Below are 21,176 nucleotides of genomic sequence, written 5' to 3' on the forward strand. Positions count from 1 at the left end.
GCGGTCGCCCGGTTGTGGACGGGAGGCTTCGCCCCTCGCGTGGACCGGGGCCGCGGCGCGGAGTCGTCCCCGGGGGGTCGAGGACAGGTTGGCGGGCGCCGCCGACCGGGCATACGGGAAGCGACGCACACGACGAGGGAGAGCCCATGTGCCTGAACGGAACCGGTGAGACCGTCCGCTCGCGGAGCGGTGAGGCCGGGTCGGAGCCCGCCGGACCACCCGGGTCGCCGGGCCGCCCGCGCCCGTGGCCCACGGGCTTTCGCAGGGTGGCCGACCTCAGCCACGTGCTCTCCCCGACGATGCCCTCCTGGGGGGAGGACAAGCCCCGGCGAGAGAGCCTGGGCGATCCGGTACCCGAGGGCGAGTTCGGCTTCTACCTGCAGCAGTGGACGCTGAGCGAGCACTCGGGCACGCACCTGGACGCGCCGGGGCACGTGATCGGCGGCGGGCGGCTGGTCCCCGACATCCGGCCGGACGAACTCCTCGCCCCGGCGGCGGTGATCGACATCCGCGCCCGGGCGGCCGAGGACCCCGACACCACGGTGACGGTGGACGACGTGCTGGCCTTCGAGCGCGAGCACGGGCGGGTCCCGGCGGGTGCGGCGGTGCTGATGCACTCGGGGTGGAGCGCCCGGTGGGCGCAGGGCGACGAGGCGGTGCGCGGGGTGGCCGCGGACGGCTCCTGGCACTTCCCGGGGTTCGGCCCCGAGGCCTGCGAGTTCCTGATCGAGCGGCGCGGGGTGGTCGGGGTGGGAGTGGACACGCTGAGCACCGATCCGGGCGACTCCACCGACTTCCCCGCGCACGAGGTGGTGGGCAGAGCCGACCGCTGGGGGTTGGAGTCGCTGACCGGGCTGGAGCAGCTGCCGCCGAGCGGGGCGCTGATCAGCGTGGGGGTCATGCCCGGCCTGGACGCCTCCGGAGGGCCCAGCCGGGTTCTGGCCATGTGGTGAGGAAGCACCGTGGTGAGGAAGCACCGTGGTGAAGGGGCATCGCGGTGAGGCGGCAGGGCGGTGAAGGGGGTGTGGCGGGACGGCCCCGTGGCGGAGGGGCACTGGGAGCAGGGGAGGGACGTGACGGGTCAGGCCCGTGGTGACCCGGCCCCGGCGCGGAGCGGTGACGTGTCCCCCCGAGCCACGGACACGGGGCGGGACTCGGGGCCGGGGAGGTCAGCAGCCCTCGACCCGGGGCATCGCCCCGCCGTCGGGGCGCCACTCCAGCAGCATGATGGTGGCGTCGTCGGTGAAGCTGCCGCGCTGGTGGTCGTGGATGGCGTGGACCAGGCGCCGCAGCGTCTCCGGGGCGGGTTCGTCGGCGGCGGTGGCGCGGATGATGAAGTCGGCGAACCGTTCGAGGCCGAACATCCGCCCCTGGCTGTCGTGCGCCTCGGTCACCCCGTCGGTGTAGAGCAGGATCCGGTCGCCGGGTTCGAGCAGGACCCGGTGCACGGTGTGCGGTTCGGCCTCGCCGAGCACACCGCCGAGTCCGAGCGGCACCTCGGGGGTCCGCTCCAGTGCGTCCTCCAGCAGGAGTCCGCGCCGCAGGAGCAGGGGTGCGGGGTGGGCGCAGTTGACCCAGGCGAACTCCCCGGTGGACAGGTCCAGGGAGGTGAAGACGGCGGTGCAGAAGCGGTCGGGGAGCCAGGAGGTGAGCGCGCCCTCCACGCTGTCGGTGAGTTCGGCGAGGTCGGCGCCGTTGCGCCGGGCGTTGCGGATCCCGGCCATGGCCACGGACGCGGTCAGTCCGGAGGCCAGGTCGTGCCCCATCGCGTCGAGGATGGCGGCGTGCAGGGTCTCCTTGGTGATCGAGTGGTCGAAGGCGTCGCCGCCCAGACGGTAGGCGGGTTCGAGGACGGCGGTGGACACACCCCGCGAGGTGCCCAGGGTGCGGGGCGGCAGGAAGGCCCGCAGCATCTCGGTGCGCAGGCCCATCGCCTGGGTGCGGGTGTGGCGGACGTAGGTGTCGCTGTAGGCGCGTTTGGAGGTCACGACCAGGGCCAGCAGCGAGGCGAGCGCGTGGCAGCGGCGCAGGGTGGACTCGTCGAGCACGGGAGCGCTGATGTGCACGACCCCCATGCGGTCGGCGCCGTCGCGCAGGGGCAGCCACAGGCCCAGCTCGCCGTCGCCGCCCTCGACCAGCCGCAACGTCTCGGAGCGGTAGGCCTCCCCCGCCACGCTGGAGTCGACCTTGAGCGCCCGGCCGCCGAGCAGCGGGACGAGGAGTCGCTGTTGCAGGTCGACCAGGTACACGCAGATGCCGCTGAGTCCGATCCGCTCGCCGTAGCGGCCGGCGGCTTCGAGGACCTCGATCGGGGCGCACCCGTGCACGGACCTGACCAGTTCCTCGAACAGCTGCGCGGCCTCGGCGGCCGGGACTGTCGCGTCGTCCATGTGCCCACCTCCCCTGGCAGTCTCACACCGCGGGCTCGGGCGAGGGGGTCGCGGCAGCCGCGTGTCCCGTGGCGGGGCCGGTCTTTACCCGGGGCCGGGCCGAGGGGCCGGTCCTGGCCCGGGGTCAGGCAGAGCGGTCGCGGCGTTCGCCGTCCCGGTCGGAGCGGATGCGGGGAACGATGGTGGGGTTGACGTTGTCGATCACGGTCTCCCGCGTAATGATCACCTGCCCCACATCCTCACGAGAAGGCACCTCATACATCACCGACAACAACACCTCCTCGATAATCGCCCGCAAACCACGCGCACCCGTACCCCGAATAATCCCCTGCTCAGCAATCGCGTTCAAAGCATCCGGCGTGAACTCCAACTCCACACCATCCAACTCGAACAACCGCTGATACTGCTTCACCAACGCGTTCCGCGGCTCCGTCAAAATCCGAATCAACGCCTCACGATCCAGATCATGCACACTCGTGATCACCGGCAACCGACCCACGAACTCCGGAATCATCCCGAACTTCAACAGATCCTCCGGCATCACCTCACCGAACAACGCCGAACCACCCAGCTCACCCTTGGGACGCAACACCGCGTTGAACCCCATCCCCTGCTGACCCGTCCGCGACTCAATCAACTTCTCCAACCCCGCGAACGCACCACCACAGATGAACAACACATTCGTCGTGTCGATCTGAATGAACTCCTGATGCGGATGCTTCCGACCCCCCTGCGGAGGCACACTCGCCGTCGTCCCCTCCAAGATCTTCAACAACGCCTGCTGCACCCCCTCACCCGACACATCCCGAGTGATCGAGGGATTCTCGCTCTTACGCGCGACCTTGTCGACCTCGTCGATGTAGATGATCCCCGTCTCGGCCTTCTTCACGTCATAGTCAGCCGCCTGGATCAACTTGAGCAGGATGTTCTCCACATCCTCCCCCACATACCCCGCCTCCGTCAGCGCCGTCGCGTCCGCGATCGCGAACGGCACGTTCAGAATCCGCGCCAGAGTCTGCGCCAACAACGTCTTGCCCGACCCCGTCGGCCCCAACAGCAAGATGTTGGACTTGGCGATCTCCACATCCTCCTCGCCCGGACGATCCCCCTCCGAACGCACCCGCTTGTAGTGGTTGTACACCGCCACCGACAACGCCTTCTTGGCCTGCTCCTGACCGATCACGTACGAGTCCAGGAACTCGTAGATCTCACGGGGCTTGGGCAACGAGTCCCAGTCGGCCTCCGAGGGGAGGACGCCCTCCTCCTCTTCCATGATCTCGTTGCACAGGCCGACGCACTCGTCGCAGATGCAGATGTGACCGGGCCCTGCGATGAGGCGGCGGACCTGGCCCTGGTCCTTTCCGCAGAACGAGCACTTGAGCAGGGGCCCACTGGCACCGGTGCGTGTCACTAGAAACGTTCTCCTCACGCGGGCAGCGCCCGGGCGGTTCGGCGGGGTCGCCCCCCGAGGCCAGATGATCTCAACATCCGGATTCTCACGGTAACCCCTGCCGGGACGGGCCGCAAAGCAGGACCGCCTCGCACCCGCGCCCGGAGGGCGGGGCGCGACCCGCCCTCCCATCGCACCACCCTCTCGTCAACTTCGATTGACTTTTTCCGTGGGTCAACCTACGTTGACTCATGGAGGGAGCACACCTTCGCCACCGGCGGGGACGCGCGCCACGCGCCGCTCCGCCCTGCCCGCACACCCCAGGAGGACCAGATGACGTCCCACTCCGCCGTCCGCACGGCGCTCGCCCTCGCCGTCCGCGCCGACCTGCCCGTCCTGTTGTGGGGCGCGCCGGGGACCGGCAAGACCTCCGCGGTGACGGCGCTGGGCCGCGCGCTGGAGCTGCCCGTGGAGGTGGTGGTGGGCTCCATCCGCGAACCCAGCGACTTCTCCGGGCTGCCCGTCGTCCGCGAGGACGGCACCTGGTTCGCTCCCCCGCGCTGGGCCGAGCGCCTGGCCGCGCGGGGCTCGGGCCTGCTCTTCCTCGACGAGCTGACCACCGCGCCCCCGGCGGTCCAGGCGGCCATGCTGCGCGTGGTGCTCGAACGCGCCGTGGGAGACCTCGCCCTGCCCGAGGGGGTGCGCGTGGTCGCCGCGGCCAACCCGCCCGGTCTGGCCGCCGACGGCTGGGAGCTGTCCGCACCCCTGGCCAACCGGCTCGTCCACCTGGACTGGGAGGTCGGCGCCGCCGACGTGGCCGAGGGGTTCGTCCACGGCTTCGCCTCCGAGCCGCACCGACCCGAGCCGCCGGGCCCCGCGCGCGTGGCCGCCGCCCGGGCGACCGTGGGCGCGTTCCTGCGGGTGCGCCCCGGACTCGTGCTGTCGGTCCCCGACTCCCCCGAGCGCTCCGGACGCGGCTGGCCGAGCCCGCGCAGCTGGGAGATGGCGGCGGTGGCCCTCGCGGCGGGCCGGGCCAACCCCGGCACGCAGGAGGCCGTGGCCGCCCTGGTGGTCGGGGCGGTGGGCGAGGCCGCGGGTTTCGAGGTGCTGTCGTGGCTGCGCACCCTGGACCTGCCCTCCCCCGAGGAACTGCTCGCCGACCCCTCCGCGGCGCTGCCCGACCGCGCGGACCGGTTGTACGCCCTGCTCGGCGCACTGGCCGCACACGTGGTCGCCGACGGGGGCGTCGAGGTCTGGGAGCGGTCCTGGGAGGTCGTGGCCCGGGTGGCGCGGACCGTCCCGGACGTGGCGGCGACCGCCGCACGCACCCTGGCCGCCGGACGGCCGGAGGGCGCGGCCACACCCCGGGCCCTGCTCGACCTGGCCCCGGCCCTGCGTTCGGCGGGGATGCTGCCGTGAACACGCGGGATAGGCGGGCCCCGACCCTGGAACGGTTCGCGTCGGCGCGGCTGTGGGCGGCAGCGCGCGCCCCGTACCTGGCGCACGCGCTGTTCGCGCTCACCCCGGTCGTCCTGGAGCCGCGCCTGGACGAGGAGGGCGGCGAGCCGGTGGCCGACCCGGACTTTCGGGCACTGCCCACCGACACCCGGTGGAACGTGCACCTGGACCCCGGCACGGTGGCCGCGACCCCGGTGGAGGAGCTGGGCTGGTGGCTGCTGCACGGGATCGGACACCTGGTCCGCCGCCACGCCGAGCGCTCCCCGGACTCCGAAGGGGCCGTCGCGGGGAGGGCGGCGCCGGGGTCCGGGCGGGACTTCGGTCCGGCTTCCGGCGGAAGCGGGGACTCCGGGCGGGACGCGCGCCTGTGGAACCGGGCCGCGGACGCCGAGGTCAACGACGACCTGGAGGCCGACGGGCTGACCGTCCCGGACGGGGTGCTCTCGCCGCGCGCGCTGGGCCTGCCGGAGGGGCGGTTGGCCGAGGAGTACGTGTCGCTGATCGAGGTGCTGGAGGAGGCCCACTCCCGGGGCGGGCGGAGCGTCGCCGACCCGGTGGACTGCGGCGGCGCCGTCCACGGGACACGGGGAACGACGGCGTCGGCGGGGGCCTCCGGCGGCCTGGACGGCCTGGAGCGGGACCTGCTGGAGCTGGCGCTGGCCAGGGAGATCACCGCGCGGGCCGCCGCGCGGACCGGGGTCCCGGGCGGGTGGCTGCGGTGGGCGCGGGAGCGGCTGCGCCCCTCGGTGGACTGGCGGGCCCGGCTGGGCGCGGTCGTGCGGCGGGGCGCGCACCGGGCCGCGGGCCGGACGGACTTCTCCTACCGGCGCCCCTCGCGCCGTCCCGGACCGCGGGTCCGCGGCGGGACGGCGGTGCTGCCGTCCATGGTCGCCCCGGCGCCGGAGGTGGCCGTGGTGGTGGACACCTCCGGCAGCGTTCCGGACCCGGTGCTGGAGGTGTTCCTGACCGAGACCTCCGCCGTGCTCGCCCGGGTCTGCGGCCCCGGCCGACGGCTGCGGGTGGTCTGCTGCGACCTGCGCGCCCACCCCGTGCAGACGGTGCGCCGGGCCGAGGAGATCCGGCTGGTCGGGGGCGGGGGCACCGACCTGCGCGAGGGGATCGCGGCGGCGGTGGCGGCGCGTCCCCGTCCGGACCTGCTGCTGGTGCTCACCGACGGGCACACGCCCTGGCCGGACCGGCCTCCGGCGGTACCGGTCGCGGTCGGACTGGTCGGCGGCCCGTCCGCGCCGCCGCCACCGCCGGACTGGGCCCACGTCGTGCCCCTGCCCGCCGACCCCCGACACGAACGGACGGGCGCCGGTGTCCACGGCACGGCGCCGCCCACGAACCCGGGCCCCGCCGAGGGCCCCGACGGATGGAGGAGACCGTGAACGTCGCGTTCGACGACCACGAACCCGGACCCGAGGACCTGCACCTGTGGACCGCGCGCGGTTTCACCGTGGCGGACGCCCGCCGCTGGATCGACGCCGGGTTCGTGCTGGACGCCGCCGAGCGCTGGCGCGGCAGCGGCGTGTACCGGCCCGGCCCCGCCCTGGAGTGGCGCGCGGCCGGGATGACCCCGTACACGGTCCGGCCCATGCTCCGCGCGGGGATGACCCCGAAGGACGCCGTGCGCTGGCACGAACTGGGCTACTCCCCCGCAGAGGCGGCCGAACGGCACCTGGCGGGCGAGCGCCCCCGGCCCCGGCGGCTGCTGCGGGCCCTGCTGCCGGTGCGGCGGGCCCCCGGGCTGGACCTGAGCGAGGAGCAGGCCCAGACCCTGGACGCCCTGCTGTCGGCGGGGGTACCCGCGGCGACCGCGCGCGCCTATCTGGACACGGGCTGGGACGGCGCCGACGCCGTGCCGTGGGCCCGCGCGGGGGTGGACCCCGCGCAGGCCCGGGTGTACCGGGCGATCGGGTTCTCCCCGCGGGAGGGTGCGGCGCTGGCCGGGGACGGCCGCGACGCGCTGGCGCTCATGTGCGCGTGGTGGGACGCGGGCGTGCCCCGTGAGGAGGTCGCGGCCTGGACGGTGGCGGGGTTCGGCCCGGCCGAGGCGGCGCGGGCCCGCGCCTCGGGCGCGGGGCCGGAGGGTGCGCGGGTGCTGCGCGCCCTGGGAGGACGGTCTCCTGCGCAGGACGCGGACACGGGGGAGGGACCGGGGGCGGGACCCTCCTGAACCGGTCGGCCACCACGGCCCCCGTGAACTCCGGAGCCACCGGATCGGCCGGAACCGCTGGGCAGGCGTCCGGGGACGAGCCCCCCGGTGCGGGCCTGCCGGTTCGCGGGGCGCCGTTCGGGGGCGGCCGATTGGGCCCCTGGCCGGGGGCCGTCTACCGGCGGTCCGCCCGCGCGCCGAGGAGCGCGGCGACGGCGTGGCCCGCGCCGCGGGCGTCGGAGCGGGCCGTGATCCGACCGCCGACGACGCGGACGGCGCTCTCGGTGGCGTCGCTGACCACGGGCACGCCCGCGGCCGCGGCGATCTCACCGGAGGGGTCGAACACCACGCGCAGGCGCGGCCAGGCCCTCTCGGGGAAGGCCTGGCGCAGGCAGCCGCACAGGTCGGCCACGGCCAGCCGCGCGAGCGGGGTCAGCTCGTCGGGATCCCCGGTGACCACCACGGCGGTCACGGGGGAGCCCGCGGGCGCGGAGCGCAGCGCCTCCTCCGCCGCTTCGAGGCGGTGCGTGCCCAGGATCGCCACGATCCCGTCCCCGGCCAGGGACACGGCGCGCCTGCGGACCGCGTCGAAGGCCTCCGGCGGTGACCACTCCTCGTCGGCGGGCACTGCCTGGCGCACGTGCTCCAGGTGGGGCGGCGGCCAGGCGTCCTCCAGGTCCAGGTCGGCCAGGCGCTCGCAGGCGCGCACCACCGCGAAGGGGTCCGCGAAGCCGGGCGCGACACCGACCAGCTGGCCGGTCCCGTAGAGGGTGGTGAGCACGGTCCCGGCCACGCGCACCCGGCGTCCGCCGGAGTCGGACGGGAGCGCCAACGCCTCCAGGGACAGGCCGAGCAGGAGCGCGTTCAACCGCATGAGCTGGGCGAAGGCGCTCCGGACGGGCTCGTCGGAGAGGACCTCGGGCGGAAGCGCGGTCCCGGTCAGCGAGGACTCGCCGGTGGTGGGCAGCCGGGAGGCCCAGGCGCGGGCGAGCGCGCCCAGCGCCGTGCGGGCGCTGTGCCCGGGTTCGGGCCGGGCGGCGTCGGCGGAGCGCTCGGCGGCGTCGGCCAGCACCGACAGGTACAGGGCGCGCTTGCCGGGGAAGTTGGAGTAGACGGCGCCCCGGGTGAGGTCGACCCGTTCGGCGATACGGTCGACCTTGGCGTCGCGGAAACCGTGCTCGGCGAACTCGTCCCCGGCCGCGGACAGCACGCGCGCCCGGTTGCGGGCCTGGCGCTGCGCCCTGGTGAGCCGGACCATCGTGCTTCCCCTCGCTTCGGCGTCCACCCATCCTACGGTGGGATGCCCCGGGCACCCGGATACTTGGGAAATCCCGATGCCCCGGGTATCCGGACACGGGCGCGGACCGCCCCGGGGCCCGGGCGGTCATCGGGGGCCCGCCTACCGCTGGCCCGGCCCCGGGAGGGCCCTCGGCAGGAGAGGCGCGGGTCAGGAGTGCTCCCGCAGCCACCGCGCGCGCCGCATCAGGTGCCGGGCGTCGGCGAGGGCGTGGTGCAGCCCCGACTTCTGGGGCGGAAGCCTCGGGTCCCCGAGCCGGACCGCCTCCTGTTTGAGGTCGTGGGTGAGGAAGGGCACCTCGCGCGGCGTCTCCCGGGGCGTTCCCCACAGCTGGCACAGCAGCACGTGGTCGTAGGAGCCGTACCACGCCCACAGCTGCGGTTCGGGGGTGTCGCGCAGGAACTCGTGCACCATGCGCGCGATCTCCCCGCGGGTGCGCACGTGCGGATGGCCGGTGTCCAGGACGGCGCCCTCCGGTCCGCCGCGCAGGGGCAGCTGCGGCCAGACGTGCTCGGACAGCCACGGGTCCGAGCGCACGAGGTCCTGGTCGAACTCGGAGCTGACCGCGTACAGCTCGCGGCCGTCCTCGGCCACCATGCCGATGCTGACCAGGACCAGGGGGTGCTCCGACCCCCGGTCGACGAACTCGGTGTCGTAGTACACGCGCATGCGCGCTCCCCTCCGGGCGGCCGGACGGGCCGGTGCGCCCGTGCCGCGTGGAGTCCGGCCCACCGGCCACGGTCGCACACGCGCGGGCTCCGCGTCAGCCGGTTCGCCGTCTCCGCCCGGCGGCACACGCCCTGGCATGCGACGGCCGGTCCGCCCGAACGGATCGGGCGGACCGGCCGGTGTCCGGTCGGCTCAGGGGCTCCCGGCCGGATCGGTCACGGGTGGGCCGCTATCCGGCGTAGGTCTCGAACTCGGCGACGCGCGGCGTGCCGTTCGAGCCGGTGATCTCGAAGTTGATCTTGCGCAGCGTCGTCGGTTCGAAGTCGATGACGCCCGCTCCGCTCCCGGTGGCCAGGACGTCACCGGTGTTGTGGTCGACGACCCGCCAGGAGCCGATGTTGCCCTCGGCCCCGGCCGCCTCGCGGATGTTGATCGTGGACACCGTGGTGTCGGAGCCCCACTTGACCGAGATGCGGCCGGTCGAGCCGCTCGGCGACCAGTAGGTGCCCATGTCGCCGTCGACGACGTTGCCGTAGCTGGTCCCGCTGGCCTTGCCGGAGCCGTCGGCTCCGGCCCCGGCGCTGAGGTTGGTGCCCTCGGGCGGGTCGGTCGGGTCCGGGTCCGGGGGGTCGGTCGGGTCCGGGTCCGGCGGGTCGGTCGGGTCCGGGTCCGGCGGGTTCTCCGCCTCGCAGTTGCCGTCCGAGACCTGGTTGCCCTTGTTCGCGCCCGCGATCTGGCCCAGCATCCCCGGCACGCACCCGGCGTCGTCGAGTTCGTAGGAGTAGGGGATGCTCACCGACGTGGTGGACTGGGGGTTGGGCCCGGCGGGGTAGTTGTCGTCGCCCGGGCTGGACCAGGTGACGTTGTCGAAGATGTTGCCGCCGACCTCCCAGGTGCCCCTCTCGTCGGTGTAGAAGGTGCCCAGGACGTCCTTGGAGTCCTCGAAGTAGTTGTTCTCCACCTTCGCTCTGGCGCCGGCACGGGAGTTGATGCCGGACTCGTGGATCTGGGTGTAGTGGTTGCTGTACATGTGGCCTATGCCACCGCGCAGCAGGGGCGCGCGCGAGTCCAGGTTCTCGAACCGGTTGTGGTGGTAGGTGACGTAGCCGTTCGAGCGGTCGCTCTCGCTGGATCCGACCAGGCCGCCGCGGCCGGAGTTGCGCAGGATGCTGTAGGAGAGGGTGACGTACTGGGTGTTGTTCTTCATGTCGAAGAGGCCGTCGTAGCCCTCCGACTCCCCGCCCGACGCCTCCAGGGTGACGTGGTCCACCCAGACGTTGCGGACGCCGTTCTCCATGCCGATGGCGTCGCCGCCGTTGGACGTGGGCGAGCCGGACTTCTTGACGTTCCGGACGGTGACGTTCTGGATGATGATGTTGCTGGACTCACGGATGTGGATGCCCAGCTGGTCGAACACGGCCCCGCTGCCGGTGCCGACGATCGTGACGTTGCTGATGTTCTTGAGCTCGATCACGTCGTCGGCGGTGTCGCAGCTGTCGCCCGACACCTTGGAGGTGTTGCCGTGGTTGATGGTCCCCTGGACCTCGATGATGATCGGGGTGCTGGCGCTGGCCCGGTTGCACAGGGCCTCGTGGATCTGGGTTCCGGTCGTGGCCCGTACCGTCTGTCCGCCCGCGCCGCCGGTGGTCCCGCCGTTCTGGGTCGCGTAACCCGTGGCGCTACCGGTCTGCGCGGCCGCCGGGGACATCGGCAGGGCCAGACCGGCCGCCACCACCGCCGAGGCGGCCAACGTCGACAGGAGTCGACGGGTGGTTGTTCTTCTCACCGCTTGCCTTTCCAGTAGGGATGAGCACTGGGGTGTCCCAACTCACATTAGAGAAAGCGCTTTCCATGTCAAGGGGGTTAATGCAAACGCTTGCAAGAGGGACAAGTGTTGCCACAGCATTACAGGCTTGTGAACTGCGGACTTACTCGCAGCGGCGAAAAAAATGGGATCGAGTCCCTCGAAGTATGCAACCGGTTGGTGCGCCTCACCGGCGACGTCACGGGACAGGAAGGCCATGTCCAGCCGACGCCGGACCGCCGCCCGGCATTCGGAGACGACGAGCCGAAGAAACGGACACTTTCAGTCAATTCAGACACAGGTGAGCAGGTTGAGCCCCCAGGCGAACGGAGCCCCGCAGGCCCGTACGCGGTTCCACCGCACCCGTGGTCCGGGCGGGCCCCATCAGGGGCTTCACCATGCCCCGACCGGTGGACTCCCCGGTTCCGGAAATTTTATGAAAACCACGGCTTGACTTCCGGAGTGTTCTCGCTCAGATTCAACGGCAAGGCCAACGACGCCCTCCGGCTTTCCGGGCAGGCCTTGCACACCGGATCCTGGTTCAAGCGTGCGCCAGGACACTCGAAAAAATGTTAACGCTAACATCCCAGATGAAGGTCCAGGACTCGTGGTGTACCCCCTCGTGCGGATAGTGCGACTCCAGGTCCTTGGAGGAAGAACGATGTCTACGTTGAGCAGGTCTTCGATCTCGCCGCCCTCCCGACCGCGAGGGTGGTTACTGCGGGTCCTCGTCGTCGTCCTGATGGCCCTGGTCGTCGGTGGTGCCGGTGCCGTGACGGTGCCGACGCCCGCCGCGGCGGCGACGGTGGACACCAACGCGTGGTACGTGCTGGTGAACCGCGACAGCGGCAAGGCGTTGGACGTGTACAACCTGGCCACCGGTGACGGCGCGCGGATCACCCAGTGGACACGGAACGACCAGTACCAGCAGCAGTGGCGGTTCGTCGACTCCGGCAACGGTTACTACCGGTTGCGGTCACGGCATTCGGGCAGGGTGCTGGACGTCCACAACTGGTCGACCGCCAACGGCGGCGGTATCGTCCAGTGGACCGACCACGACCAGGCCAACCAGCAGTTCCGGCTGGAGGACTCGCCCGGCGGCCACATCCGTCTGGTCAACCGGCACAGCGGCAAGGCCGTGGAGGTCCAGGGCGCCTCGACCGCGGACGGTGCCAACGTCGTGCAGTACGACGACTGGGGCGGCGGCAACCAGCAGTGGCGGCTCGTCCGCGTCGACGGCGCGGGACCGGGCGAAACGTGCGCCCTTCCGTCGAGTTACACCTGGACGTCGACCGGGCCGCTGGCGCAGCCGAGGCCGGGGTGGGCCTCGCTCAAGGACTTCACCCACGCCCCCTACAACGGCCAGCACCTCGTCTACGCGACGACCCACGACACCGGGACGTCATGGGGCTCGATGAACTTCGGCCTCTTCTCGGACTGGTCCCAGATGGGCTCGGCCAGCCAGAACCCGATGCCCTTCTCAGCCGTCGCGCCGACGCTCTTCTACTTCGCCCCCAGGGACGTCTGGGTGCTCGCCTACCAGTGGGCCGGTCCCGCCTTCTCCTACCGGACATCGACCAACCCCGTCAACGTGAACAGTTGGTCGGCTCCGCAGACGCTCTTCTCCGGAAGCATCGGTGACTCCTCCACGGGGCCCATCGACCAGGCGCTCATCGGCGACAGCACGCACATGTACCTGTTCTTCGCCGGGGACAACGGCCGCATCTACCGGGCCGGCATGCCCATCGGCGACTTCCCGGGCAGCTTCGGCTCGACCTCGACGGTCGTCATGTCCGACAGCACCAACAACCTGTTCGAAGCGGTTCAGGTCTACAGGGTCGAGGGCGAGAACCGGTACCTCATGATCGTCGAGGCCATCGGCGCGCAGGGGCACCGCTACTTCCGCTCGTTCACGGCCACCAGTCTGGACGGCACGTGGACACCCCAGGCCGCGACCGAGGGCAACCCCTTCGCGGGTCGGGCCAACAGCGGCGCCACCTGGACCAACGACATCAGTCACGGTGAGCTCATCCGCACCAACCCCGACCAGACCATGACCGTCGACGCCTGCGACATGCGGTTCCTCTACCAGGGGCGCTCCCCCGGCTCCGGCGGCGACTACGGCCTCCTGCCCTACCGGCCCGCAGTGCTGACGCTGCGGCGCTGAACCCCCGAGCAGGGTCGTCCCGAAGTCGAGTGGCCCCCGGGCGAACCGGCCACGGCCTCCGAGTCGGAGCCTCGCGTTGCGGGAGAGCATCCTATCGGCCTCCCCGATCACCGCGGCCCCGGCCACAAGGGGTACTTCGGGGGGTCCGGGGGCCTCCCCCGGAAAGCATCGCGGGCCGCGGCGAGCCGGTCGAAGACCGGCGAGCAGCGGCCCGCGCCACGTGGACCCTGGGCAACCCAACTACAACCCCCGGGGCGAAGCCCCGCGTTGTGAGGGAGTGCCCCGCCCACCTCACCGATCGACGCGCCCCCGACCGCAGGGGGTGCCTCGGGGGGGGGTGCGGGGGGTCTCCCCCCGGGAAACACGAAGGACGACCCTGCTCGGGGGCCTTCGGCCGCCTCGCCGGGTCGTCCCGAGTCCGTGGGCGCGAAGGGACTCGAACCCCTGACCTATTGCTTGTAAGGCAATTGCTCTAACCAACTGAGCTACGCGCCCGTGCGTCGGACGAGATCATACCGCTTCGCCGGAATCACCGCGCCCGGGTTTCAGACCAGCTCGCGCAGCTGCCGCAGGTACTCGTCCACGTCACGCGGTTCGGAGAACCCGGTGACGGTGGACCAGCGCACGACTCCCCCGGCGTCGATCAGGAAGGTCCCCCGCCGCGCGGTGCCCCGCTCGGGGTCGAACACCCCGTAGGCCCGGGCCACGCCGCCGTGCGGCCAGAAGTCCGACAGCAGGGGGAACGGGAAGCCCTCCCGGTCGGACCACGTGCGCAGGGCGAAGACGGAGTCCACCGACACCGCCATGACCTCGGCGCCGAGATCGGCGAACTCGGGGTGGCGCGCGCTCAGCTCGGCGAGCTCCCCCGAGCACACGCCCGAGAAGGCCAGCGGGTAGAAGACCAGCAGGACGGGGCGGCCCGACACCGGGGAGGTGTCCTGGCCGTACTGGTCCTGGAGGGTGAAGTCGGGCGCGGGGGCGCCCACGGGGGCGGTCATGGATCCCTTTCGTCGGCGAGCACTCCTCAGCGCCGCGCGCCCGCCTCGGGGACGCGCGGCACCGGATGCCTCACCCTTGGCGGGTGGTGTCCGTCACCGCTTGGGAACGACCAGCCGCGTACCCGACCAGTCCGCGCCGATGCTGACTGCGCTGGTCTGGGAGAGGCCCGACGTCGTCGCGGCCTCGGCGACCTCGTTGGGCGACACGTGCAGGTCACGGCCCGCCTTGGGCGTGAGCACCAGGATGGTCCCGCCGTCGGCGATGGTGGTCACCGTGTCCATCAGCGCGTCGGTGAGGTCCTCCTCCTCGTCGGACCGCCACCACAGCAGTGCCGCGTCGACGTCGCCGTCGTAGTCCTCGTCGACCAGCTCCTCACCGGTGAGTTCGGTGATGGATGCGCGCAGGTTCTCGTCGACGTCGTCGTCGAAGCCGAATTCCTGCACCACCTGACCCGGCTTGAATCCGAGTCGGTCAGCCAAGCCGCGTTCGCTCTGTGCCTGGCCCGCGGTCGCGCTCACGAAAGTTCTCCTCCACAGATGGTTTTTCTCAATCTTGCCTGCACGAAGCAGTTGTCACAACGACGCCGGGCTGTTTGCGCGCCCGACACGTGGGTCCGCTGACCATCGCTGATGGCCTAGTTCACACGCTAGCGGCATGTTCCGTCAACGCGCTGCCAAACCTTGCCCGTCAGGACGAGAGGTAGGACAGGCGCACCCTGCGGTCGGGGTTGTCCACGTTGAGGTCCACCACGGCGATGGACTGCCACGTGCCGAGTTCGAGTCGGCCGCCGACGACGGGGACGGTGGTCTGGGGTGCGACGAAGGCGGGCATCACGTGCGACCTGCCGTGACCCCGCGAGCCGTGCTTGTGCCGCCACCGGTCGTCGGCGGGCAGCAGGTCGGCCAGGGAGGCGAGGAGGTCGTCGTCGGACCCCGCCCCGAGTTCGATGATCGCCACACCCGCCGTGGCGTGCGGGACGAAGACGTTGAGCAGTCCGTCCCCTCCGGCCCCGGCGACGAAGTCGCCGCACTGGCGGGTGATGTCGGTGACGCTCTCCGATCCACCGGTGTGCAGCTCCAGGATCTGTGTCCTCATAGCGCCACCTTCGCGCAGGCGCGGCGCTCGTGCAACCATCCGGCTCCCGGCTGTGGATGGCGCTCGGCCCGGTGAGGGGCCATACTCGTCCCCCACATGTGCGAACCTGGTCGAAAGGAGGCGAAACGGTGACTGCTTCTTTACTTCTGGGGCCCCTGCTCAGGCACCCGGGGGAGACCACCGCCACAGTGTGGGTGGAGACGGACGCCCCCTGCGCGGTGCGTGTCGTGGTCGGCGGCGCCGCCGAGGCGACCGCCCGGACCTTCACCGTGCACGGCCACCACTACGCCGTCTGCACGGTCGCGGGGCTGGTCCCGGGCTCCCGCCTGCCCTACGAGGTGTTCCTGGACGAGGACCGGGTCTGGCCGGAGCCGGACAGCCCCTTCCCGCCCAGCACCGTGCGCACCGTGGACCCGGAGGCGCCCACGCGGCTGCTGTACGGGTCCTGCCACACGCCCACCCACGACACTCCCGAGGGCGTGGTCCGCTACGGCCCCGACATGCTGCGCGCCACGGCCCGGCGGCTGGCCCGCGAACCGGTCGGGGGCAACCTGGCGCTGCTGCTCATCGGCGACCAGGTCTACGCCGACGAGGTGCAGGAGTCGATGCTCGCGTTCCTGCGCGAGCGTCGCGTCCGCGGGGGCGCCCGCGACGACCCCGACGACGAGGTCGTGTACTACGACGAGTACGCCGAGCTGTACCGGCAGGCCTGGAGCGACCCGCAGGTGCGGTGGCTGCTGTCCACCGTGCCGACCCTGATGGTCTTCGACGACCACGACGTCCGCGACGACTGGAACACCTCGGCCGCCTGGCGGCGCGCCATGGACCGCCAGCCCTGGTGGCGCAGGCGCATCACCAGCGGTCTGGGCTCCTACTGGGTGTACCAGCACCTGGGCAACCTCTCCGAGCAGGAGAGGGAGGGCGACCTGCTGTGGAAGCGGGTGCGCGACGCCGACGGCGACGCCGAGGACCTGGTCGACGCCTTCGCCTGGCAGGCCCACAGCGAGCCGTCGAGCTACCAGTGGGGGCACCACCACGACTTCGGCGGTGTCCGGCTCGTGATGGCCGACACCCGCTGCTCCCGCGCCCTGGGCGAGGGCGACCCCTCCGACGGGTCCAGGTCGATCCTGGGGCCCCAGGGCCACGACTGGCTGGACGGGCACCTGACCGGCGGGCCGGACCACGTCGTGGTCGCCTCGACCGTCCCGGTGCTGCTGCCCCCGGCCGTGCACCGGTTGGAGGCCTGGAACGAGGCGGTGTGCGCGGGCGCCTGGGGGCGGTGGCTGGCGGGGCCCGCCGAGCGGCTGCGCCAGGACATCGACCTGGAGCACTGGGCCGCCTTCCAGTACTCCTTCCGCCGACTGTCCGACACCGTGGGCGAACTCTCGCGGGGCGAACGGGGCCCGGCCCCGGCCACCGTGCTGTTCCTGGGCGGGGACGTGCACTTCTCCTACCTGGCGCGCGCCCGCCACCGCGGGGGCGGCGCGAGCCGGGTGACCCAGCTGGTCTCCTCCCCGCTGTGCAACCAGGCCCCGACGAGCATGCGCCGCATGGTCCGGCTGTCGGTGAGCCGCCCGCTGCGCGCGATCGGGTGGCTGCTGACGCGGCTGGCGGGGGTACCCGAGCCCGATCTGCGCTGGGACCTGGGGTCGGCCCCCTACTTCGGCAACACCCTGGGCCAGGTGGACTTCGACGGGCGCGCGGCCAGGGCCTCCTGGTACCACTGCGCCCAGGGCGGGGGCGACGCGCTGCCCGACGTGCGCATGACCGCGGACCTCTGACGAAGCACCGCACCGGCGCGCGGCCCCCGCCAGCGGAGCGGGCGCGAAACGCCGCCGGGGGCGCCGCGGGCCGGGAACGGCCGGCGGCGCCCCCGGGCGGGGCCTGTCAGGTCAGGGCTTGTTGGGCGTGGGGCGCCGGCTGGACTGGGCGCCGCGCCGCGGCCTGCGCACCGAGAGCCCGAGGGCGCCGCTGCCCTGCTCCAGGATGTGGCGGGCCCGGTTCACCGTGCCGCGGGGCGTGCGGGCGGGGGCGGCCTCCGCCCTGGCGCCGTCCTCCCCGCCGTCCCCGGCCTCGGCGTCCCCGTCCAGGTGGGGCATCGCCCGGGTCGGCCGGACCTCCCTGCCGGACTCCCCGTCCCCCGACGCGGCGCCCAGGTGCGGCAGGACCTCGGTCGGCTTCTCCCCGTCGGCGTCGGGGGACGCCTTCGGGCGCCCGGACTCCAGGTGCGGGAGCACGTCGGTGGCCTCCTGGTCCACCGGCCGGATGGGCCGGGTGCGCTCCGTGGCTGCCGGGTCGGCGGCGGTGCCGCCCGCCTGCTCGCTCTCCTCGCGCACGGCCTCCTTCCAGGCCTTCTCCTCCTCCGACTTGCGCCGGTCCTGCCGGGCGTTCTCGGCCCGCCAGGCGCGCCAGTTGCGCGCCGCGGGGGTGAGGACCGGCCAGGTCACCCTCGCCGGGCGCGACAGCGCGTGCCACAGGTAGGCGGTGGTTCCCCACGCCTCCATGGCCCGGCGCGCCCTGGTGATGGTGAAGAAGGTGGGCAGGGCCAGCAGCAGCTGCGGCCAGGCCAGAGCCAGCGCGGCGAACAGCGGGTACAGGCCCCCGCCGATCACCGACGCGGCAGCGCCGATCACCACCGGGACCAGGGCCAGCGTGATGCGCAGCCCGGTGAACTGGCGGAAGCGGTGCAGCGAGCGGCGCGCGGAGACCTGCGGCACCAGCCCCTCGGGGAGGGGCGTGGGCTGCACGACCAGCGCGAGCAGCATCGTTCCGACGCCCACGCTGGCGGCCAGCAGTATCGTCCACCCCGCGGCGGCCAGTTGGCCGCCGACCAGCAGGTAGACCACGCCCAGCACGGGCAGCGGCGCGGGGAGCCAGAACAGCGCCCGTCTGCGCAGCTCACCCTCCTGAGTGGGCGCGAGAACGTAATCGATCATCGGACGGAAGAGCCGGGACCCTATCCTCGGTCGCTCGACCACAGCGTTGACCCCCCAAGAACGTCGTGACGGGGCGGTGCGGGGACCTTCGCCCGAGGATGACGCAGCCTCAACGGTCCCGTCGGCAACCCGCCCACCACAAAGCTATCCCTTTTCATGTGGTCCCCGGGCGTACACAACCAGTTACCGACATACCCGGCTCTGGTGAAACTTCCATAAGGGGACTGACATGGCAGGCAACGATCAGGTTACGCGGCGGGTTCCCCTCCGCGGGGCCGTGACCGGAACCGGCCGCCCCCAAAGGCACCCGAACCGGCCGCCCCCGGAGGATCAGGCGCCGTCGGTCCGCGCGAGCCGCCCGAGGGCGACCGCCACCCGCAGGACGAAGGAGCCGCGCCCGTCGGAGGGCGTGCGCCCGGTGAGCTCGGCGATCCGGCTGAGCCGGTAGCGGACCGTGTTGGGGTGCACGAACAGCATCCGCGCGGTGGCCTCCAGCGACGAGGCGTGCTCCAGGTACACCGACAGGGTGTCCAGCAGGGGCGACCCCGCGCCCAGCAGGGGCACGTACACCTCCTCGACCAGCTGCCTGCGCGCCTCGGCCTCGCCCTGGAGCGCGCGCTCGGGCAGCAGGTCGTCGGCGAGGACCGGGCGCGGCGCGTCCGGCCAGGCCACCGCGGCCCGCAGTCCGTTGACCGCGGCGCGCAGCGAGGCCCCCGCGGACCGCAGGTCGGGGACGGCGGGCCCCACCACCACCGGGCCCGAGCCGAAGAGCCCGGCCAGCGGTTCGGCGGCGGCCGCGGGCAGGTCCTGCGCCGGGTAGCGGTCCCCCACGCCGATCACCACGACCACGCGACGTCCCTGCATCCCGGCCAGCACGTCGTGGCCGAGGCGGCGCGCGGCCGAGCGCAGGTCGTCCAGGACCTTGCCGCCGTCGTCGTCGCCGACCTCCCCGGCCACCGCGACGACCGGGGTGTGCGACCAGCTCAGCGCCGAACCCCACGTCTGGAGGCCGTCCTCCTGGTCGCCGTGCAGCAGGGCGTCCACGATCAGGGCCTCCAGGCGCGCGTCCCACGCGCCACGCGCCTCGGCGGCGCGCGCGTAGACCTTCGCGGAGCTGAAGGCCACCTCGCGCGTGTAGCGCAGCACGGCCTCGCGCAGCTGCTGGGCTCCGCCGGGGGCGGCCAGCTCCTCCACCTGTCCCTCGACCACGTCGATGACCACGCGGATCATGTCGACGGTCTGCTGGAGGGAGACCGAGCGCGTGAGCTCGCGCGGCGCGGTGCCGAAGACCTCGACGGTGATGGCCGGGCGGCCGCGCACCGGGTTGCGGAACCAGTCGACGAAGGCGGCCACCCCGGACTGGGCGACCAGTCCGATCCACGAGCGGTCCTCGGCCGACATCCGGCGGAACCAGCCCAGGCGCTGTTCCATGCGGGCCACGGCGGCCGTGCCGAGCGCGCCCATGGAGCGCTCCAGGCGGCGCACGGTCTCCGCGCGCACGCGTTCCTGCTCCGTGGGCACGGAGGCGGGTGCGCCCTCCGGGTCCGCCGCGGTGCCCTGGTCGTCCGGGGTCTGGTGGGGTTCGGTGTTCACCTCCCCAGGTTCGCATCCCGCGGCACCCGGCCGGCGGGCCGCCCCGCGTCCCCGGCGGGCGCGAACCGCTGGCGTGACCGGGTGCGCGCGCAGCGTACCGTCGGAGGGTGACCTCTCCCACCGGTTCCGGGTCCGAGGGAGCACGTTCGGCACCGTTTTGTGGAGTCCCAACAAACGGTGTCGAGTAAGTTCGTGCTCCTCCCCCTCTGACCGGTGATCTCCTACAGGGCAAGGTTGATGTCGTGCTTGTAATCGTTGCTCCCGGCCAAGGCGCCCAGGTTCCCGGATTCCTCTCCCCGTGGCTCGAACTGCCCGGTGTCTCCGCGCAGGTCGAGGCGTGGTCCGAGGTCGCCGGGCTGGACCTGGTGCGCTACGGCACCACCGCGGACGCGGACGAGATCCGTGACACAGCGGTCGCCCAACCCCTGCTGGTCGGGGCCGGCCTCGTCGCGGCCTCCGCCGTGCTCGGACCCCTGGCCGCCCCCTCCCCCGCGCTGCCCGCCGAGGGCGCCCTGCTGGACGCCGTCGCGGGCCACAGCGTCGGTGAGTTCACGGCCGCCGCCATCGCCGGTGTCCTGTCCCCCAAGGACGCGATGGCCCTGGTGGCCGAACGCGGCCGGGGCATGGCCGACGCCGCGGCGCGGACCGAGACCGGTATGACCGCCGTGCTCGGCGGCGACCGCGAGCAGGTGCTGGCGGCGATCGCCGCCGCCGGTCTGACCGCGGCCAACGACAACGGTTCCGGCCAGATCGTGGCCGCCGGCACCACCGCGCAGCTCGCTGCCTTCGCCGAGAACCCGCCCGAGCGGGCGCGGCTGCGCGCCCTGTCGGTCGCGGGCGCCTTCCACACCGAGCACATGGCCCCGGCCGTGGAGCGGGTGCGGGCGGCCGCGGCCCCCCTGTCCCCCTCCGACCCCACGGTGCGCCTGCTCTCCAACGCCGACGGCGCCGTGGTCGAGAGCGGACCCGAGTACCTGGAGCGCCTCATCACCCAGGTCTCCTCCCCGGTCCGCTGGGACGCGTGCACGCAGACCCTGGCCGACCTGGGCGTGACCGCGATGATCGAGCTCACCCCGGCCGGCACGCTCACCGGCCTGGCCAAGCGCGCCCTGCGCGGGGTCGAGCTCCTCGCGGTCAAGACCCCCGACGACCTCGACCGCGCCGGCGCCCTCGTCAAGGAGCACGCCGGGAACCCCGCGGCCACCGACCAGGAAGGCTAA

At 72.9% G+C, this 21,176-nt stretch carries 17 protein-coding genes and 1 tRNA gene; 7 read left to right on the forward strand and 11 right to left on the reverse strand.

The genetic code is table 11. The features are described 5' to 3' along the window. The first annotated feature begins 146 nt into the window (after positions 1-146). Positions 147-953, forward strand: coding sequence for a cyclase family protein (locus tag UIS43_RS08305; RefSeq protein WP_013153950.1), 807 nt, complete (start codon positions 147-149; stop codon positions 951-953). A gap of 216 nt (positions 954-1,169) precedes the next feature. Here UIS43_RS08305 and UIS43_RS08310 read toward each other — a convergent pair whose 3' ends face one another. After that, entirely contained in the window at positions 1,170-2,390 is a 1,221-nt protein-coding gene (locus tag UIS43_RS08310; RefSeq protein WP_370012928.1) for a PP2C family protein-serine/threonine phosphatase, read from the reverse strand. Positions 2,391-2,514: 124 nt separating this feature from the next. Beyond that, positions 2,515-3,801 carry an ATP-dependent Clp protease ATP-binding subunit ClpX gene (clpX, locus tag UIS43_RS08315; RefSeq protein WP_013153952.1) on the reverse strand — a complete coding sequence of 429 codons (1,287 nt, stop codon included), beginning with the start codon at positions 3,799-3,801 and terminating at the stop codon, positions 2,515-2,517. Positions 3,802-4,113: 312 nt separating this feature from the next. Between clpX and UIS43_RS08320 the strand changes: the two genes are divergently transcribed. The 3 genes from UIS43_RS08320 to UIS43_RS08330 are packed head-to-tail and all read left to right on the forward strand — an operon-like array spanning position 4,114 to position 7,417. Continuing rightward, entirely contained in the window at positions 4,114-5,199 is a 1,086-nt protein-coding gene (locus tag UIS43_RS08320; RefSeq protein ID WP_370012929.1) for an AAA family ATPase, read from the forward strand. Beyond that, positions 5,196-6,629, forward strand: a complete 1,434-nt coding sequence (locus UIS43_RS08325; RefSeq protein ID WP_370012930.1) for a VWA-like domain-containing protein — start codon at positions 5,196-5,198, stop codon at positions 6,627-6,629. The genes UIS43_RS08320 and UIS43_RS08325 overlap by 4 nt, the downstream gene beginning before the upstream one ends. Continuing rightward, complete coding sequence (locus UIS43_RS08330) at positions 6,614-7,417, forward strand: hypothetical protein (RefSeq protein WP_370012931.1); 804 nt, start codon at positions 6,614-6,616, stop codon at positions 7,415-7,417. Before UIS43_RS08325 ends, UIS43_RS08330 begins: the two co-directional genes overlap by 16 nt. Positions 7,418-7,571: 154 nt before the next feature. Here the strand turns inward: UIS43_RS08330 and UIS43_RS08335 are convergent, their stop codons facing one another. The 3 genes from UIS43_RS08335 to UIS43_RS08345 all read right to left on the reverse strand — a co-directional run bounded on the left by UIS43_RS08335 (position 7,572) and on the right by UIS43_RS08345 (position 11,070). Next, positions 7,572-8,654 carry a TetR/AcrR family transcriptional regulator gene (locus tag UIS43_RS08335; protein WP_370013237.1) on the reverse strand — a complete coding sequence of 361 codons (1,083 nt, stop codon included), beginning with the start codon at positions 8,652-8,654 and terminating at the stop codon, positions 7,572-7,574. A 189-nt stretch (positions 8,655-8,843) separates the two neighbouring features. After that, positions 8,844-9,362 (reverse strand): 3'-5' exoribonuclease, encoded by a 519-nt coding sequence (locus tag UIS43_RS08340; protein ID WP_013153957.1) that lies wholly within the window; start codon positions 9,360-9,362, stop codon positions 8,844-8,846. 229 nt (positions 9,363-9,591) lie between these two features. Continuing rightward, positions 9,592-11,070 carry a polysaccharide lyase family 1 protein gene (locus UIS43_RS08345; protein ID WP_370013238.1) on the reverse strand — a complete coding sequence of 493 codons (1,479 nt, stop codon included), beginning with the start codon at positions 11,068-11,070 and terminating at the stop codon, positions 9,592-9,594. A gap of 838 nt (positions 11,071-11,908) precedes the next feature. On the opposite strand from UIS43_RS08345, the gene UIS43_RS08350 reads away from it, so the two are divergent. Then, positions 11,909-13,333 carry a non-reducing end alpha-L-arabinofuranosidase family hydrolase gene (locus UIS43_RS08350; protein ID WP_013153959.1) on the forward strand — a complete coding sequence of 475 codons (1,425 nt, stop codon included), beginning with the start codon at positions 11,909-11,911 and terminating at the stop codon, positions 13,331-13,333. 421 nt (positions 13,334-13,754) lie between these two features. On the opposite strand, the gene UIS43_RS08355 is transcribed toward UIS43_RS08350, so the two are convergent. The 4 genes from UIS43_RS08355 to UIS43_RS08370 all read right to left on the reverse strand — a co-directional run bounded on the left by UIS43_RS08355 (position 13,755) and on the right by UIS43_RS08370 (position 15,427). Next, positions 13,755-13,828: transfer RNA gene (locus tag UIS43_RS08355), tRNA-Val, on the reverse strand. Between the two features lie 50 nt (positions 13,829-13,878). Beyond that, positions 13,879-14,331, reverse strand: a complete 453-nt coding sequence (locus UIS43_RS08360) for a peroxiredoxin (RefSeq protein WP_071622411.1) — start codon at positions 14,329-14,331, stop codon at positions 13,879-13,881. Between the two features lie 93 nt (positions 14,332-14,424). Continuing rightward, a complete protein-coding gene (locus tag UIS43_RS08365; RefSeq protein ID WP_013153961.1) occupies positions 14,425-14,850 on the reverse strand; it encodes a DUF3052 domain-containing protein in 426 nt (141 codons plus the stop codon). Positions 14,851-15,019: 169 nt separating this feature from the next. Next, positions 15,020-15,427: a YjbQ family protein gene (locus UIS43_RS08370; protein ID WP_013153962.1), complete on the reverse strand. Its 408-nt coding sequence runs from the start codon at positions 15,425-15,427 to the stop codon at positions 15,020-15,022. Positions 15,428-15,555: 128 nt separating this feature from the next. Here UIS43_RS08370 and UIS43_RS08375 point away from each other — a divergent pair, with 128 nt between their 5' ends. Further along, the gene (locus UIS43_RS08375; RefSeq protein ID WP_013153963.1) at positions 15,556-17,208 is read left to right on the forward strand and encodes an alkaline phosphatase D family protein; all 1,653 of its coding nucleotides are present in this window, start codon (positions 15,556-15,558) and stop codon (positions 17,206-17,208) included. Positions 17,209-17,319: 111 nt separating this feature from the next. Here the strand turns inward: UIS43_RS08375 and UIS43_RS08380 are convergent, their stop codons facing one another. Together UIS43_RS08380 and UIS43_RS08385 are read right to left on the reverse strand one after the other, a co-directional pair. Continuing rightward, entirely contained in the window at positions 17,320-18,363 is a 1,044-nt protein-coding gene (locus tag UIS43_RS08380) for a hypothetical protein (protein ID WP_370012932.1), read from the reverse strand. A gap of 330 nt (positions 18,364-18,693) precedes the next feature. Next, positions 18,694-19,956 carry a CdaR family transcriptional regulator gene (locus tag UIS43_RS08385; RefSeq protein ID WP_013153965.1) on the reverse strand — a complete coding sequence of 421 codons (1,263 nt, stop codon included), beginning with the start codon at positions 19,954-19,956 and terminating at the stop codon, positions 18,694-18,696. Between the two features lie 242 nt (positions 19,957-20,198). Between UIS43_RS08385 and UIS43_RS08390 the strand changes: the two genes are divergently transcribed. Next, the gene (locus UIS43_RS08390; RefSeq protein WP_026338572.1) at positions 20,199-21,176 is read left to right on the forward strand and encodes an ACP S-malonyltransferase; all 978 of its coding nucleotides are present in this window, start codon (positions 20,199-20,201) and stop codon (positions 21,174-21,176) included.

Source organism: Nocardiopsis sp. LDBS0036 (assembly GCF_041228755.1).
In the GTDB taxonomy this organism is placed as follows: domain Bacteria; phylum Actinomycetota; class Actinomycetes; order Streptosporangiales; family Streptosporangiaceae; genus Nocardiopsis; species Nocardiopsis dassonvillei.